Origin of the sequence: Kitasatospora sp. NPDC051705, assembly GCF_044453265.1 — a bacterium.
In the GTDB taxonomy this organism is placed as follows: domain Bacteria; phylum Actinomycetota; class Actinomycetes; order Streptomycetales; family Streptomycetaceae; genus Kitasatospora.
In genome coordinates, this window is the sequence record NZ_JBITCO010000015.1 from 12,005 (window position 1) to 27,200 (window position 15,196).

The following is a 15,196-nucleotide window of genomic DNA, read 5'->3' on the forward strand; positions in this document are numbered from 1 at the left end:
GACCGACCCGGCCGCGCGGCCCGCCGGGCCCGACCCGGCGGCCGCACCGGTGGTGCGGGTCCGCGGCCTGCGCAAGAGCTTCGGGCAGCTGGAGGTGCTGCGCGGGGTCGACCTGGACGTCCCGGCCGGCTCGGTGACGGTGGTGCTCGGTCCGTCCGGCTCCGGCAAGTCCACCCTGCTGCGCGCGATCAACCACCTGGAACGGCTGGACGGCGGCCACGTCTCCATCGACGGCGAGCTGATCGGCTACCGCCGGGTCGGCGACCGGCTGCACGAGCTCAGGGAGCGCGAGGTGCTGCGCCAGCGCACCGGCATCGGCTTCGTGTTCCAGAACTTCAACCTGTTCCCGCACCTCACCGTGCTGGAGAACCTGGTCGAGGCGCCGATCGCCGCGCTGCGCCGGCCCCGGGCCGAGGCCAGGGCGTCGGCGCTGGCGCTGCTGGAGCGGGTCGGGCTGGCCGACAAGGCCGCCGCCTACCCCCGGCAGCTGTCCGGCGGCCAGCAGCAGCGGGTGGCGATCGCCCGGGCGCTGGCGCTGGAGCCGAAGGTGCTGCTGTTCGACGAGCCCACCTCGGCGCTGGACCCGGAGCTGGTCGGCGAGGTGCTGGACGTCATCAAGGACCTCGCCCGCACCGGCACCACCATGATCGTGGTCACCCACGAGATCGGCTTCGCCCGCGAGGTCGCCGACACCGTGGTCTTCATGGACGGCGGTGTGGTGGTCGAGCAGGGCCCGCCGGCCGAGGTCCTGGACCACCCCCGGCACGAGCGCACCAGGGCCTTCCTCGCCAAGGTCCTCTGAATCCCCCGGGCGGCGGACCTCCCGGACCGCCGCTCCCTCGAACCACCCCGCGAACCGCCGAACGACCCCTTCACGAGCAGGAGTTCCGCCATGTCCCTACCCCGTCGCGCCCTGGTGACCGCCGGCGCCGTCACCGCCGCCCTCGCCCTCGCCGCCTGCGGCAGCGGTGCCACCGGGGCCTCGGCGGAGCTCGCCCCGGCCAAGGGCAGCACCGCGCCGAACGGCGCCGTGGTCAACCTGACGGCCGACCAGAAGCGGGTGACCACGCCCAAGGTCGACGCCGTCGCGGCGCTCGTTCCGGAGGAGATCAGGAAGCGGGGCACACTGACCGTCGTGGACGCCATCGGCACCACGCCGCCGCTGGACTTCTACGCGAACGACGACCGGACGATCATCGGCGTCGAGCCCGACGTCGCCTCGCTGATCGGCGACGTGCTCGGCCTCAAGGTCGAGTTCAACCCGGTCTCCTGGGAGAACATCTTCGTCGGCCTGGACAGCGGCAAGTACGACGTCGGCATCTCCAACATCACCGTCACCGAGGCCCGCAAGGAGAAGTACGACTTCGCGACCTACCGGCTGGACGTGCTCGGCTTCGAGGCCCGGAAGGGCAGCGGCCTCAAGGTCGCCGGCGCCAAGGACCTGGCCGGCCGGTCGGTGGGCGTCGCCTCCGGCACCAACCAGGAGAAGCTGCTGATCTCCTGGAGCGAGGAGAACGTCCGCAACGGCCTCAAGCCGATCGACATCAAGTACTTCCAGGGCACCGAGTTCTACCTGGCGCTCTCCTCCGGCCGGATCGACGCCTACGTCGGCCCCAACCCCAGCCTGTCGTTCCACGCCGTGCAGACCGGTGAGACGGAGGTGGTCGGCACCTACTCGGGCGGCGGCGCCGACGTGCTCGGCAAGATCGCGGCGACCACCCGGAAGGACAACGGGCTGGTCAAGGCGTTGAGCGGGGCGCTCAACGAGGTGATCGGGAACGGGACGTACGCCCAGGTGCTCAAGCGCTGGGGCCTGGACAACGAGGCCGTGCCGGCCTCCGAGGTCAACCCGCCCGGCCTGCCCAAGCCCAAGCCCTGATGCCCCGAACCCGTTCACCCGCCGGCCTCCCCCCGCCGCTAAGGTGACCCCGCCGACGGCGAACGCCGTCCGGAGGAGCTGGAGTTGGGGGAGGCCATGCACGAGGGGGAGGTGCTCGACAGCCGCTACCGGCTGGAGGCGGGGCTGGGCCGGGGCGGGTTCGGCGTGGTCTGGCGGGCGACCGATCTGCGGCTCGACCGCGCGGTCGCGGTCAAGGTGCTGCTGGAGGAGCACGCCACCGACCGGGAGGCGGTGAGCCGGTTCGTCCGCGAGGCACGGACGGCCGGCGGCCTCTCCAACCCGCACATCGTCACCGTGCACGACTACGGCCGGGTCGCGGCCGGATCCGGGGAGACCCACTACCTGGTCCTGGAGCTGGTCCGCGGCCGGGCCCTGTCCGACATCCTCAAGGACGGCCTGCCCGAGCAGGAGGCCGCGCTCAAGTGGATGCGCCAGGTCTGCAAGGCGCTGGACGCCGCGCACAGCTGCGGGGTCGTGCACCGCGACATCAAGCCCGAGAACGTGATGATCGACGAGGGCGGCAAGGCCAAGGTGCTGGACTTCGGCATCGCCCGGCTGCTCTCCCAGTCCGCCGTGCTCACCTCCACCGGGAACGTCGTCGGCACCGTCCCCTACCTGGCGCCCGAGTGCTGGTCCGGCGCCACCGTGGACGGCCGGGCCGACCTCTACGCACTCGGCGTCATGCTCTACCAGCTCTGCGTCGGGCGCCGGCCGTTCCGCGCCGCCTCGGCCGCCGAGTACATGTACAAGCACCTGGAGGAGGTCCCGCCCCGGGTGCGCACCGCCGACCCGGCGCTGGCCGACCTGATCGCCCGGCTGCTCGCCAAGCGCCCGGAGGACCGGCCCGCCACCGCCGCCGAGGTGCTGGAGCGGCTGCGCCGGATCCGCCCCGGGGTGCTGCGCCCGGACGACCCGAGCCCGGAGCAGCTGCGCCGCCGGGCGGACCGGGCCTGGCAGTGCGGCGCGCAGGGCGCCCCCGGGGAGGCCGTCGGGATGCTGACCGCGCTCGTCCCCGACCTCGCCCGGATCTGCGGTCCGGGTGACCCGCGCACCCTGCGCACCTGCTACGACCTGGCCCTCTGGCTGGCCGAGGACGGCAGTCCGGGCGCCGCCGTCGCCCTGCTGCGGGAGCTGGTCACGGCGCTGGCCGCCGAGCCCGGCGCGCGGGCCGACGTGCTGCGCGACCTCGACCGCTGGCACCGGGTGGTCACCCGGTCCGGTCCGGGCGAGCCGCGGGCGCTGAGTCTGGCCGGCCTGCTCGGAGGCGGTCCGCAGCACGGCTGAGGGGGGCGGGCCGCCGCCCCGGCCGGGGGCTGTCAACCGTACGGCTCGCCGATTCGGGGCGTCCGGGGGCTGTGCGAATTGATAGGAATCCGCCCACCGGGACGGTCTGGTTCCACGGCAGTCGGCGTTGATATACCTCGTTGCCAGACTCGGGTGCGGTGTCTGCCGCCCCCGGTGAGCTGCGACGAAAGGCTGGTGACGGATCGATGAAGCTCCTCCGTGTCGGACCCCCGGGCGCCGAGCGCCCGGTCGTGCTGGGCCAGGACGGCACCGGGTACGACCTCTCCGGGCGCGCCCGGGACATCGACGGGGCCTTCCTGGCCGGGCTGGACGCCGCCGCGCTGGCGCGCGACGTGGCCGCGGGGCTGCTGCCCCGGGTGGACCTCGCCGGCCTGCGGGTGGGCGCGCCGGTCGCCCGCCCGGGCAAGGTGGTCGGCATCGGGCTCAACTACCGCGACCACGCCGCCGAGGCCGGGGCCGTGGCACCGGACGAGCCGGTGATCTTCCTCAAGCCGAGCTACACGGTGGTCGGCCCGTACGACGAGGTGCTGGTGCCGCGCGGCGGCGAGAAGACCGACTACGAGGCCGAGCTGGCCGTCGTGATCGGCCGGACCGCCCGCTACCTGGGCGGTCACGAGGAGGCGGCGGCGGTGATCGCCGGTTACGCGATCGCCAACGACGTGACCGAGCGGGCCTTCCAGTTCGAGCGCGGCGGTCAGTGGGACAAGGGCAAGTCGGCGGAGACCTTCACGCCGCTGGGGCCCTGGCTGGTCACCGCGGACGAGGTCGCCGACCCGCAGCAGCTGCCGCTGCGGCTCTGGGTCAACGGCGAGCTGCGGCAGGACGGCAACACCGCGAAGATGATCTTCCCGGTGCTCGAACTGGTCCGCTACGCGAGCCAGTTCATGGTGCTGGAGCCGGGCGACGTGATCGTCACGGGCACTCCGGCCGGCGTCACCCTGGGCCACCCGGGGACGCCGTTCCTGACCGCGGGCGACATCGTCGAGATCGAGATCGACGGTCTCGGCCGCCAGCGCCAGGTGTTCGGCAAGGCCTGAGCCGCCCGACGGGCGCCCCCGGCCGTTCCCCGGCCGCCCGCCCGCCGACCACCGCGGCGTTCCGGCCGCCCCGACCCCGGGCACGGGGGTCGGGAGGGCCCGCGCCGCCCGAGGCCGGCCACGCCGTCCGTCCGGCACCCGCGCACCCGAGGGGCCCCGGCAGCACGCCGGTCGCAGGCCCCCGGCAGCACGTCGTCGCAGCCCCAGGCGGAACGCACCCGCAGGCCCCGGCGGCACTCCCGCGCTACCGCGCCGCCAGCACCTCGCGCAGCCGGTCCGCCCGCTCCGCCCGCGGCCCCTCCAGCGCCAGCAGCGTGGCCAGCACCCCCGCGGTCTGCGGATCGTGCAGGGCCGTCGCCGCCGCCATCGCCGTGAACTGGTCCACCAGCCAGTCGCGCAGCTCCGTGACCGGCAGTGTGCGCCCCTCGTCCAGCCAGCTCAGCGACGCGCCCTCGACCACCGCGATCCAGGAGCGCACCAGCAGCGTCAGCCGCGGCCCGGCCTCCCGCACCCCCAGGTGCCGCAGGGTCCGCTTCAGCGCGGCCCGCCGGACGTCGTCCACGATGGCCGAGGTGCGGGCCGTCTCCACCACCGAACCGCCGCGCAGCAACGCCGAGTAGCCGGCGTCATGCTCGGCCACGAAGGCGAAGTAGCCGTCCAGGACGGCCGCCAGCTGCTCGGACGGCGTTCCGGCCAGCGGGACGGCGAAGCGGCTGGTCAGCTCGTCGGCGGCGGTGCGCAGGGCCGCCTCGTACAGCTGCTGCTTGCCGCCGGCGAAGTAGCGGTAGACCAGCGGGCGGGAGGCCCCGGCGGCCTCGGCGACGTCGTCCAGGCTCACCTCCTCGGGCGGCCGGACGGCGAACAGTTCCAGGGCGACCGCGATCAGCTGGTCGCGCCGCTGCTGGACCGGCAGCCGCCGGTAGCCGGCGCGCCGCGGGCGCGGGTCGGGTGCGGCCGGTTCGGGCAGCGGGCCGGTTGCCGTGGTGGGGCGGGCTTCCATGGCGGTCAGCGTAATGGGCGTCGACCCGATCGGATCCTGTCGCGCGCGGCGGTTCGCCGAACGCGCGTTTGCCCGGGCGACCTGTGACGAACATTCGACCGGTGCATGTCACCGATCTCGGTCAAGGGCTTGCAATCCCCCCGTGCCACGAAATGATGTCCGAATGGTTGAAGAACTGATCACCTCCGACGGCACCACCCCGCGCCGGATCGCCGACGGTTACGTCCACGCCCTGGCCGAACTCAACCCGCTCGCCGCGGTCTACCTGGGACTCAACCCCGAGGACGACCGCCTCCCCGACCTCTCGCCCGCCGGTGCCGAGGCGATCGCCGACCTCGCCCGCCGCACCCTGGCCGCCCTCGACGGGGCGGAGCGGGCCGGGGCCGCCGAGGACGAGGCCGAGCGCCGCTGCGCCCGACTGCTGCGCGAGCGGCTGACCGCCGAGCTCGCCGTCCACGAGGCGGGCGAGCACCTCCGCGCGGTGCGCAACCTGGGCTCGCCGGTGCACGAGCTCCGCGACGTCTTCACCCTGATGGCCACCGGCACCGAGGACGAGTGGCGGGTGGTCGGCCGCCGGCTGGCCCGCGTGCCGGTGGCGTTCGCGCAGTACCGGGAGACCCTGGCCGCCGGCATCGCGAGCGGGCTGCTCTCCGGCCCCCGCCAGGTCTCCACCGTGGTCGGGCAGTTCGGCGAGTGGCTGGCCGGGGACGTGCCCGGCGGCTGGTTCGGCGAGTTCGTCCAGGACGCGCCGGAGGGCGTGCGCGCCGAGCTGACCGGGCCCGCGGTGGCCGCCGCCGAGGCGCTCGCCGAGCTGCGCGACTGGATGCGCGACGTCTACGGACCCGCGGCCGCCGACACCCCCGACACCACCGGCCGGGAGCGCTACCGCCGCCTCGTCCGCCTGTGGACCGGCGCCGACCTGGACCTGGACGAGGCCTACGCCTGGGCCTGGAGCGAGTTCCACGACCTCGCCGCGCAGATGGAGGCCGAGGCGGAGAAGGTCCTCCCCGGCGAGGGCCCGATGGCCGCGATGAAGTGGCTGGAGGTCGAGGGCCCGGTCGTCGAGGGCGCCGAGGCGACCCGGCTGTACCTGCAGGGCCTGATGGACCAGGTGATCCGGGACCTCCAGGACACCCACTTCGACCTGGCCGAGCCGGTCACCCGCGTCGAGTCGCGGATCGCCCCGCCCGGCAGTGCGGCCGCCCCGTACTACACGGCGCCCTCGCTGGACTTCACCCGCCCGGGCCGGACCTGGCTGCCGTCGCTCGGCCGGGAGCGCTTCCCGGTCTGGGACCTCGTCTCCACCTGGTACCACGAGGGCGTCCCGGGCCACCACCTGCAGCTCGCGCAGTGGAACTACGTCGCCGACCGGCTCTCCACCTACCAGGTCAGCATCGGCGGGGTGAGCGCCAACCTGGAGGGCTGGGCGCTGTACGCCGAGCGCCTGATGGACGAGCTCGGCTACCTCACCGACCCGGGGCACCGCCTCGGCTACCTCAACGCCCAGATGATGCGGGCGCTTCGGGTCATCGTCGACATCGGCATGCACGCGGACATGGACTTCCCCGCGGACTCCCCGTACAAGCCGGGCGAGCGGGTCAGCCCGGAGGCCGCCCGCGAGTTCTTCGGCCTCTACTGCGGCCTTACCCCGGACTACCTGGACAGCGAGCTGGTCCGCTACCTGGGCATGCCCGGCCAGGCGATCGGCTACAAGCTGGGCGAGCGCGCCTGGCTGCGCGGCCGGGCGGCGGCACGGGCGGCGCACGAGGCCCGCGGCGAGGAGTTCGACCTCAAGGCCTGGCACATGGCGGCGCTCTCGCAGGGCTCGCTCGGCCTGGACGACCTGGTCGAGGAGCTCTCCGCGCTCTAGGACCGTCCGTGCGCCGGGACCGCCCGTGCGCCTGGACCGTCCGCGCTGCAGGACCGTAGGGCCCCGGGTCTCGTCCGCGAGACCCGGGGCCCTAGTCCTTTCGTCCCGAAAATGTCGATTTGGTGAGGTTTTTCCTTGCCAATCGCCCGCCCGGGAGTTTGGCTGGAAGGCGACTGCGTGACCTCTCCGTCCCCTCCGGAAGGCTCGACCAGTGTCTGCGCAACCTGCCACCGGTCATGAGAACGCGGACAGCCGCCGTTGGTGGGCCCTGGCGGTCATCGCCATCGCCCAGCTCATGATCGTCCTCGACATCACCATCGTGAACATCGCACTGCCGTCGGCCCAGCGGGACCTGGGCATATCCGACGCCGACCGGCAATGGGTGATCACCGCCTACACGCTCGCCTTCGGCGGCCTGCTGCTCCTCGGCGGCCGGCTGGGCGACCTCTTCGGCCGAAAGCGCGTCTTCACCATCGGCCTGCTGGGCTTCGCCCTGGCCTCCGCCCTCGGCGGCGCCGCGGCCGACCCGGCCATGCTCTTCGGCGCCCGCGCCCTCCAGGGCGCGTTCGGCGCCCTGCTCGCCCCCTCCGCGCTGGGGCTGCTCTCCACGACCTTCTCCGATCCGAAGGAACGCAGCACGGCCTTCGGCATCTTCGGTGCGATCGCCGGCGGCGGCGCCGCGATCGGCTTCATCGCCGGCGGCCTGCTGACCGAGTACCTGAACTGGCGCTGGTGCCTGTTCGTCAACACCCCGATCGCCATCGCCACCGCCTTCGCCGCGTTCTCCGTGCTCCAGCGCGACCACGTCGCCAAGGGGAACCGGATCCGACTCGACCTGCCGGGCGCCCTGCTCGGCTGCGGCGGCCTGCTGGCGATCGTCTTCGGCACCTCCGAGGCCGTGACCCGCGGCTGGGGCGACGCCCTGGTGCTCGGCTCGCTGGTCCTGGGCGTGCTGCTGCTCGCGGCGTTCGTCCTGGTCGAGCGGCGCAGCGCGCACCCGCTGCTGCCGATCCACATCGTCGCCGACCGCAACCGCGGCGGTGGCGCGCTCTCGGTGGGCCTGGCGATGGTCGGCATGTTCGGCCTGTTCCTGTTCCTGACCTACTACCTGCAGGCCATCAAGCACTTCTCGCCGATCGTGTCCGGCCTCTCCTTCCTGCCGATGACGGCCGCCATCGTGATCAGTTCGACGGGCATCGCGGCCCGGCTGATGACCAGGGTGCCGTCCCGGAACCTGATCGGGCCCGGCCTGCTGCTCGCCGGGGCCGGCATGGCCTGGCTGACCCAGATGAAGGTGGACAGCCCGTGGGCCGGCATGGTGCTGCCCGCCGAGCTGCTGCTGGGCTTCGGCATGGGCCTGGTCTTCATGCCGTCGATGAGCCTGGCCACCCTCGGGGTCGCCCCGAACGAGGCCGGAGCGGCCTCGGCCACGATCAACTCGGCCCAGCAGGTGGGCGGTTCCTTCGGTACGGCGCTGCTGAACACCATCGCGGCCAGTGCCACCGCGAGCTTCCTCGCCACCCGGATCGCCTCCGACCCGGCGGTCCAGGCCCAGGGCGCGGTGCACGGGTACGTGGTCGCCACCTGGGTGGCGATGGGCATCCTGCTGCTGGCCGCGCTGGTCGCCTTCCTGATGATCGACCACCGGCCGGCGCCCGGTGAGGCCACCGCCGTCGAGGGCGGGGCGTCGCGGCCCGCCGAGGAACCGGCCGCCGCCGCGCGCTCCGCGGACGCGCAGTCCGGCCCCGCCGCCGGCGCCGGGGCGACCGCCCCGACGGAACGCCAACGGGCCACCTGAAACCCTTCAGCAAGGTCTTGCAGTCGACCTCCGGCGCCTGCTTGACTCCTGGCCACTGCCCAGGGATCAAGGAGGCGCCGTGGCGCTGCCCGAGTTCGACCTGCTCGTCGTCGGCGGCGCCGGCGTGGACACCATCGTCCGGGTGGAGCGCCTGGAGGTCCCGCCCGGCGACTCCCTGTCCGTCGGACCGGTCCACGACCACCTCGGCCACACCGGCAACGGCGTCGCCCTCGGCGCCCACCACCTCGGCCTGCGCACCGCCCTCCTCGACTTCCTCGGCGACGACCCGCAGGGCGACCTGGTCCGCGCCGCCCACGAGCGCCACGGCCTGCACCTCGCCCACCTGGTGAGCCCGCACGGCACCCCGCGCGGGGTCAACCTGGTCGACGCCGCCGGCCGCCGGTTCTCCTTCTACGACGGCCGCCACCCCGCCGACCTGCGGCTGCCGCGCGCGTTCTACCTCCCCTACGCGGAGCGCAGCCGGCACGTCCACCTCTCCATCACCGGCGTCAACCGGGACATGTACGCCGACCTGCACCGGCTCGGCCGCACCACCTCCACCGACCTGCACGACTGGGACGGCGCCGACCCGCACCACCTCGACTACGCGCTCGGCTCCGACCTGGTGTTCCTCTCCACGGCCGGCTGCCGCGGCCGCCACGAGGAGGTGATGCGCCGGATCCTCGCCGAAGGCCGCGCGACCGTCGTCACCGCCACCGCGGGCGCCGACGGCTGCTACCAGCTCACCCGGGGCGGGAGCGCGGTGCACCACCTGCCGGCCGTCGACCCGGGCCGCCCGGTGGTGGACACCAACGGCGCCGGCGACGCCTTCGTCGCGGGCTTCCTCGCCGCCTGGTTCCGGGGCCTCGCACCGCTGGACTGCGCCCGGGTCGGCACGGCCGCCGGCGCCTTCGCCTGCACCCGGGCCGGGACGCACAGCGCGTTCCTCGGACCCGCGGACCTGGAGCGCCTGTTGGGCGAGGGGTGACGGATTCTCATCCTGCTCCCAGACACCGGTAACGACGTTTCGAGGCGGAGGCGTCATAGTCGTTGACCGGACACCGCCACCGACACCGGTAGGAGACACGGGCATGGCTCAGCACCGCCGCCACACGAAGCGCCACCGCCTGCTGGCCCCGACCCTGTTCACCGCGCTCTCGGCGGTGGTGGTGGCCGCCGTGGTGACCGGCACGCACGGGCTGAGCCTGTCCGACGCGACCGCCGCGGGGAAGGCGGCCCGCAGCCCCCGGGCCGCCGTCGCGCAGGCCACCGCCTCGCCCGGAGCGCTCGACGCCGCGGCGCCGACCGACGGCACCGACCAGGCCCAGGGCCCGACCGGGAGCCCGGCCGCGAGCCCCGCCGAGTCCCCGGAGCCGGCGCCGACCGGGACCGCGAGCGAGACCCCGACCGACTCCCCGAGCGAGGACGCGGTGCCCGCCGGGACGCCGACGGCGTCCGCCGGTGCGAAGGCGAGCACCCGGACCGCCGTCCTCGGCACCACCACGGTCGCCGCGTCCACGGACCCGGAGGCCGCCACCGTCGGCGCCCTGTTCAGCGGCGGCATCGCGGCCGGCAACCACTTCTGCACCGCCAGCGTCCTGCACAGCCCCACCGGCAACCTGCTGCTGACCGCCGCGCACTGCCTCAACAGCGCCGACGGCGTCACCTTCGTCCCGGGCTACCGCGACGGCTCCGCCCCGTTCGGCAGCTGGCGGGTCACCGCCGTCCACACCACCTCCGGCTGGTCCGGGAAGGGCGACCAGGACGAGGACTTCGCGATCCTGGAGACCGCCCCCAGCAACGGCCGGAACGTCGAGGACGTGGTCGGCGGCAACCACCTCGGCACCGACGAGCCGTTCGGCGCCACCGTCCACCTGTACGGGTACCCCGGCGACGCGGAGACGCCCAGCCTCTGCACCAACAGCACCGGCAAGCAGAGCACCTACCAGCGCGTCGTCTCCTGCCCGGCCTACCCGGCGGGCACCAGCGGCGGCCCGTGGATCGACGTCGCGACGGGCGACGTGGTCGGTGCCATCGGCGGCTTCCAGCAGGGCGGCGACTCCGACGACGTCTCCTACAGCGCCTACTTCGACCACACCATCGCCGCGCTCTACGCCGAGGCCGAGGCCGCCGCGGCCTCCTGACCGGCCCGGCCCCGGGCCCGGCCGCCCGGCGTGTCCGGCCCCACCCGGGGCCGGACATGACGAAGGCCCAGATCCGTGGATCAACTCCACTGATCTGGGCCTCAGTTGCACTTCCTGCGAAGTGCCCCCGGTAGGATTCGAACCTACGCACCCGCCTCCGGAGGGCGGTGCTCTATCCCCTGAGCTACGGGGGCCTGGCTGGTGTCCTCGGCGCTGGCGCCTCCGACGTGAAGAACACTACCAGGCTCCGGGCGTGCTCCGTGCACGGGTTTCCCGGGGAGCCGTCCCGGGCGGTGCGGAGGAGTCGAGGGGGAGGGGTGCCGGGGGCGGTGGAAGTGCCCAAAGGCCGGACGGGGCGGCGGGGGCGCCGATACCCTCGGTGAGGTGTCGGGAGTGTCCGGGCGGGTCCTCGTGGTGGACGACAGCGAGGTGATCCGCCAGCTGATCAGGGTCAACCTGGAGCTCGAGGGCTTCGAGGTGGTGACCGCCGCCGACGGCGCCGAGTGCCTGGAGGTCGTCCGCCGGGTGAAGCCGGACGTGGTGACCCTCGACGTGATGATGCCGCGGCTGGACGGCCTGCGGACGGCGGCCCGGCTGCGGGCGGCCCCGGCGACCAGCGGACTGCCGATCGCGATCGTGAGCGCCTGCACCCCGGCGGACCTCGACCTGGGCGAGGCGGTCGGCGTGGACGGCTACCTCGGCAAGCCCTTCGACCCGGCCGACCTGGTCGCGCTGGTGCGGCGGTTGATGGAGCTCGGCGGCCGGCCGAGCGCGTTTCGCCCTGAGCGAACAGAGCGCACCGATCGCGGCTGACACCCCGGCCCGGACGGCGCGACGGCGTCTCAACCGGTAAACCGGGTGGCGGGCGGGCACCCCGTCTCGCCTACGCTTGGCGTCGTGACCCCCGCAGAGCTTTCCCAGGCAGTCCAGGCCGCAGTGAGCGCCGCCGTCGAGGCGGGCGAGCTGGCCGTCGCCGTGCCCGAGCACGTGACGGTCGAGCGGCCCAAGAACAGGGACCACGGCGACTACGCGACCAACGTGGCCCTCCAGCTCGCCAAGGCGGCCGGCAAGCCGCCGCGAGCCGTCGCCGAGCTGCTGGCCGACCGCCTGCGAGGGATCACCGGCGTCGCCAAGGTCGACATCGCCGGCCCGGGCTTCCTGAACATCACCCTGGACACCGCCACCGCCGGTGCGCTGGCCCGCACCATCGTCGAGGCCGGCGAGGGCTACGGCCGCAACCGGGACCTCGCGGGCCTGAAGATCAACCTGGAGTTCGTCTCCGCCAACCCGACCGGCCCGATCCACATCGGCGGCGTCCGCTGGGCGGCCGTCGGCGACTCCCTGGCGCGCGTGCTGCGGGCCTGCGGCGCCGACGTCACCACCGAGTACTACCTGAACGACGCCGGCGTGCAGATCTCCAAGTTCGCCGCCTCGCTGCAGGCCGCCGCGAACGGCCGGGAGGTGCCGGAGGGCGGGTACGTCGGCGAGTACATCGTCGACATCGCCAAGGCGCTCACCGACGCCGTCCCGGGCGTGCTCGACCTGCCCGAGGACGAGCAGCTGCAGGTCTTCCGCACCGAGGGCCTGAAGCTCATGGTGGCCGAGATCCAGCGCTCCATGGACGAGTTCGGCACCCACTTCGACGTCTGGTTCTCGGAGCGGTCGCTGCACGAGTCCGGCGCCGTCGGGCAGGCCATCGACCGGCTGCGCGAGCAGGGCCACGTCTTCGAGCAGGACGGCGCGGTCTTCCTGCGCACCACCGACTTCGGCGACGACAAGGACCGCGTCCTGATCAAGGCCGACGGCGACACCACCTACTTCGCCGCCGACGCCGCGTACTACCTGTCCAAGCGGGACCGCGGCACCGAGGTCGCGCTCTACATGCTGGGCGCCGACCACCACGGGTACGTCAACCGCCTGAAGGCCATCTCGGCCTGCGCGGGCGACGACATGAACCACAACATCGAGGTGAAGATCGGCCAGTTCGTGAAGATGCTTCGCGACGGCGAGGAGGTCCGCATGTCCAAGCGGGCCGGCAACATCATCACGATCGACGACGTGGTCGAGTGGATCGGCGTCGACGCCGCCCGCTACACCCTGGCGCGGTCCTCCACGGACTCCACCATCACGCTCGACATCAACGTCCTGACCAGCCAGACCAACGAGAACCGGGTGTACTACGTCCAGTACGCCCACTCCCGGATGTGCGCGGTCCAGCGCAACGCCGACGACCAGGGCATCTCGCGCGGCGCGGCCGAGGACTTCAAACCGGAGCTGCTGGCCACCGACTGGGAGTCCGACCTGCTCGGCCACCTCGGCGAGTTCCCGCGCGTGCTGGCCTCGGCCGGCGAGCTGCGCGAGCCGCACCGCGTCGCCACGTACCTGGAGGACCTGGCGGCCAAGTACCACCGCTTCTACGACAACTGCCGCATCCTGCCGCGCGGCGACGAGGAGGTCACCGACCTCACGCGCGCCCGGCTGTGGCTGGCCGACGCGACGCGCACGGTCGTGGCCAACGGGCTGACGCTCCTGGGCGTCACGGCGCCCGAGCGGATGTAGGCACCACCCCCATCGCGCACAGCGGGGGCGGCTGACGGTCAACGGGGACCGTCGCCGCCCCTCGCCATAGGTCAAGGAACAAGGACATGTCTCGCTCAGCACACCCCGCGGGCCCCCGTCACGGCGACGTCCTGCCCGAGGGCCACTACCAGGCCCCGCCGGCGGACCTCAACGCGCTCGACCCCAAGGTCTGGTCGCGCACCGTCGCCCGGGACGCCGCGGGTGCGGTCACCGTCGGCGGCATCGACGTGCGGACGCTGGCGGCCGAGTTCGGCACGCCGGCCTACGTGCTCGACGAGGAGGACTTCCGGACCCGGGCCCGCGCCTGGCGGGACGCCTTCGGCACCGGGGCGGACGTCTACTACGCCGGCAAGGCGTTCCTCTCCAAGGCGATCGTGCGCTGGCTGCACGAGGAGGGCCTGAACCTCGACGTCTGCAGCCCGGGCGAGCTGGCCGTGGCGCTGGCCGCCGGCATGCCGGCCGAGCGGATCGCGCTGCACGGCAACAACAAGTCGGTGGACGAGCTCGAGCACGCGGTGAAGTCCGGGATCGGGCACGTCGTGGTCGACTCCTACGAGGAGATCGAGCGGCTGGCCGCGATCGCCGCCCGGCACGGCGTCCGCCAGCAGGTGCTGATCCGGATCACCGTCGGCGTCGAGGCGCACACCCACGAGTTCATCGCCACCGCGCACGAGGACCAGAAGTTCGGGCTCTCGCTGACCGGCGGCGCGGCCGCCGAGGCGGTGCGCCGGGTGCTCGCCCACGACAGCCTGGAGCTGCGCGGCATCCACTCGCACATCGGCTCGCAGATCTTCGACACCGCGGGCTTCGAGGTGGCCGCCCGCCGGGTGGTCGGCCTGCTGGCCGGCATCCGCGACGAGCACGGCGTCGAGCTGCCCGAGATCGACCTGGGCGGCGGCCTCGGCATCGCCTACACCAGCGACGACGACCCGCGCGAGCCGGCCGAGATCGCGGCGGCGCTGGGCGAGATCGTGCGCCGCGAGTGCGCCGCCGCGGACCTGCGGGCCCCCCGGCTGAGCGTGGAGCCCGGCCGGGCGATCGTCGGCCCGACGGCGTTCACGCTGTACGAGGTCGGCACCGTCAAGCCGCTGGAGGGCCTGCGCACCTACGTCAGCGTGGACGGCGGGATGTCCGACAACATCCGCACCGCGCTGTACGACGCCGAGTACTCGGTGGCCCTGGTGTCGCGCCGCAGCGACGCGGAGCCGATGCTGGTGCGAGTGGTCGGCAAGCACTGCGAGTCCGGCGACATCGTGGTGCGGGACGCCTTCCTGCCGGCCGACCTGGCTGCGGGCGACCTGATCGCGGTGCCCGCCACCGGCGCGTACTGCCGGTCGATGGCGAGCAACTACAACCACGCCCTGAAGCCCCCCGTGCTGGCCGTCAGGGACGGTGCGGCGCGGGTGATCGTCAGGCGCGAGACGGAGGAGGATCTCCTGCGTCTCGATATCGGATGACGAAATTCTCGTCTCAGATCATGGAACGACCGTAGATCCGTGCGGAAAGTCCCCGAGACTGGTACGGACCGAAGTTCCCGGCGGCCCCGAGAATCCCGCCGGAAT

General features: G+C 73.5%; 12 protein-coding genes and 1 tRNA gene. 11 read left to right on the plus strand and 2 right to left on the minus strand.

The window, feature by feature from the left end:
* The first annotated feature begins 49 nt into the window (after window positions 1–49).
* The 4 genes from ACIA8Q_RS20135 to ACIA8Q_RS20150 all read left to right on the plus strand — a co-directional run bounded on the left by ACIA8Q_RS20135 (window position 50) and on the right by ACIA8Q_RS20150 (window position 4,242).
* Window positions 50–802: an amino acid ABC transporter ATP-binding protein gene (locus tag ACIA8Q_RS20135; RefSeq protein ID WP_360204858.1), complete on the plus strand. Its 753-nt coding sequence runs from the start codon at window positions 50–52 to the stop codon at window positions 800–802.
* Window positions 803–892: 90 nt separating this feature from the next.
* Window positions 893–1,879, plus strand: coding sequence for an ABC transporter substrate-binding protein (locus tag ACIA8Q_RS20140; RefSeq protein ID WP_396317508.1), 987 nt, complete (start codon window positions 893–895; stop codon window positions 1,877–1,879).
* Window positions 1,880–1,963: 84 nt separating this feature from the next.
* Entirely contained in the window at window positions 1,964–3,184 is a 1,221-nt protein-coding gene (locus ACIA8Q_RS20145; RefSeq protein WP_396317509.1) for a serine/threonine-protein kinase, read from the plus strand.
* A 206-nt stretch (window positions 3,185–3,390) separates the two neighbouring features.
* The gene (locus tag ACIA8Q_RS20150) at window positions 3,391–4,242 is read left to right on the plus strand and encodes a fumarylacetoacetate hydrolase family protein (RefSeq protein WP_360204539.1); all 852 of its coding nucleotides are present in this window, start codon (window positions 3,391–3,393) and stop codon (window positions 4,240–4,242) included.
* 244 nt (window positions 4,243–4,486) lie between these two features.
* Here ACIA8Q_RS20150 and ACIA8Q_RS20155 read toward each other — a convergent pair whose 3' ends face one another.
* Window positions 4,487–5,242, minus strand: coding sequence for a helix-turn-helix domain-containing protein (locus tag ACIA8Q_RS20155; RefSeq protein WP_360204542.1), 756 nt, complete (start codon window positions 5,240–5,242; stop codon window positions 4,487–4,489).
* A gap of 163 nt (window positions 5,243–5,405) precedes the next feature.
* On the opposite strand from ACIA8Q_RS20155, the gene ACIA8Q_RS20160 reads away from it, so the two are divergent.
* From ACIA8Q_RS20160 to ACIA8Q_RS20175, 4 genes are all read left to right on the plus strand, one after another.
* The gene (locus tag ACIA8Q_RS20160; protein ID WP_396317510.1) at window positions 5,406–7,112 is read left to right on the plus strand and encodes a DUF885 domain-containing protein; all 1,707 of its coding nucleotides are present in this window, start codon (window positions 5,406–5,408) and stop codon (window positions 7,110–7,112) included.
* A 211-nt stretch (window positions 7,113–7,323) separates the two neighbouring features.
* Window positions 7,324–8,910: an MFS transporter gene (locus ACIA8Q_RS20165; RefSeq protein WP_387902273.1), complete on the plus strand. Its 1,587-nt coding sequence runs from the start codon at window positions 7,324–7,326 to the stop codon at window positions 8,908–8,910.
* A gap of 79 nt (window positions 8,911–8,989) precedes the next feature.
* On the plus strand, window positions 8,990–9,898 hold the full coding sequence (locus ACIA8Q_RS20170; RefSeq protein WP_360204551.1) for a carbohydrate kinase family protein: 909 nt from the start codon (window positions 8,990–8,992) through the stop codon (window positions 9,896–9,898).
* Window positions 9,899–10,001: 103 nt separating this feature from the next.
* Window positions 10,002–11,054 carry a trypsin-like serine protease gene (locus tag ACIA8Q_RS20175; protein WP_360204554.1) on the plus strand — a complete coding sequence of 351 codons (1,053 nt, stop codon included), beginning with the start codon at window positions 10,002–10,004 and terminating at the stop codon, window positions 11,052–11,054.
* A 122-nt stretch (window positions 11,055–11,176) separates the two neighbouring features.
* Here ACIA8Q_RS20175 and ACIA8Q_RS20180 read toward each other — a convergent pair.
* A tRNA-Arg gene (locus ACIA8Q_RS20180) sits at window positions 11,177–11,248 on the minus strand.
* A gap of 199 nt (window positions 11,249–11,447) precedes the next feature.
* Between ACIA8Q_RS20180 and ACIA8Q_RS20185 the strand changes: the two genes are divergently transcribed.
* The 3 genes from ACIA8Q_RS20185 to lysA all read left to right on the plus strand — a co-directional run bounded on the left by ACIA8Q_RS20185 (window position 11,448) and on the right by lysA (window position 15,091).
* Complete coding sequence (locus tag ACIA8Q_RS20185; RefSeq protein WP_396317531.1) at window positions 11,448–11,867, plus strand: response regulator; 420 nt, start codon at window positions 11,448–11,450, stop codon at window positions 11,865–11,867.
* A gap of 84 nt (window positions 11,868–11,951) precedes the next feature.
* Window positions 11,952–13,613: an arginine--tRNA ligase gene (gene argS / locus ACIA8Q_RS20190; protein WP_360204560.1), complete on the plus strand. Its 1,662-nt coding sequence runs from the start codon at window positions 11,952–11,954 to the stop codon at window positions 13,611–13,613.
* 86 nt (window positions 13,614–13,699) lie between these two features.
* Window positions 13,700–15,091, plus strand: coding sequence for a diaminopimelate decarboxylase (gene lysA / locus ACIA8Q_RS20195; protein WP_360204563.1), 1,392 nt, complete (start codon window positions 13,700–13,702; stop codon window positions 15,089–15,091).
* Window positions 15,092–15,196 lie beyond the last annotated feature (105 nt).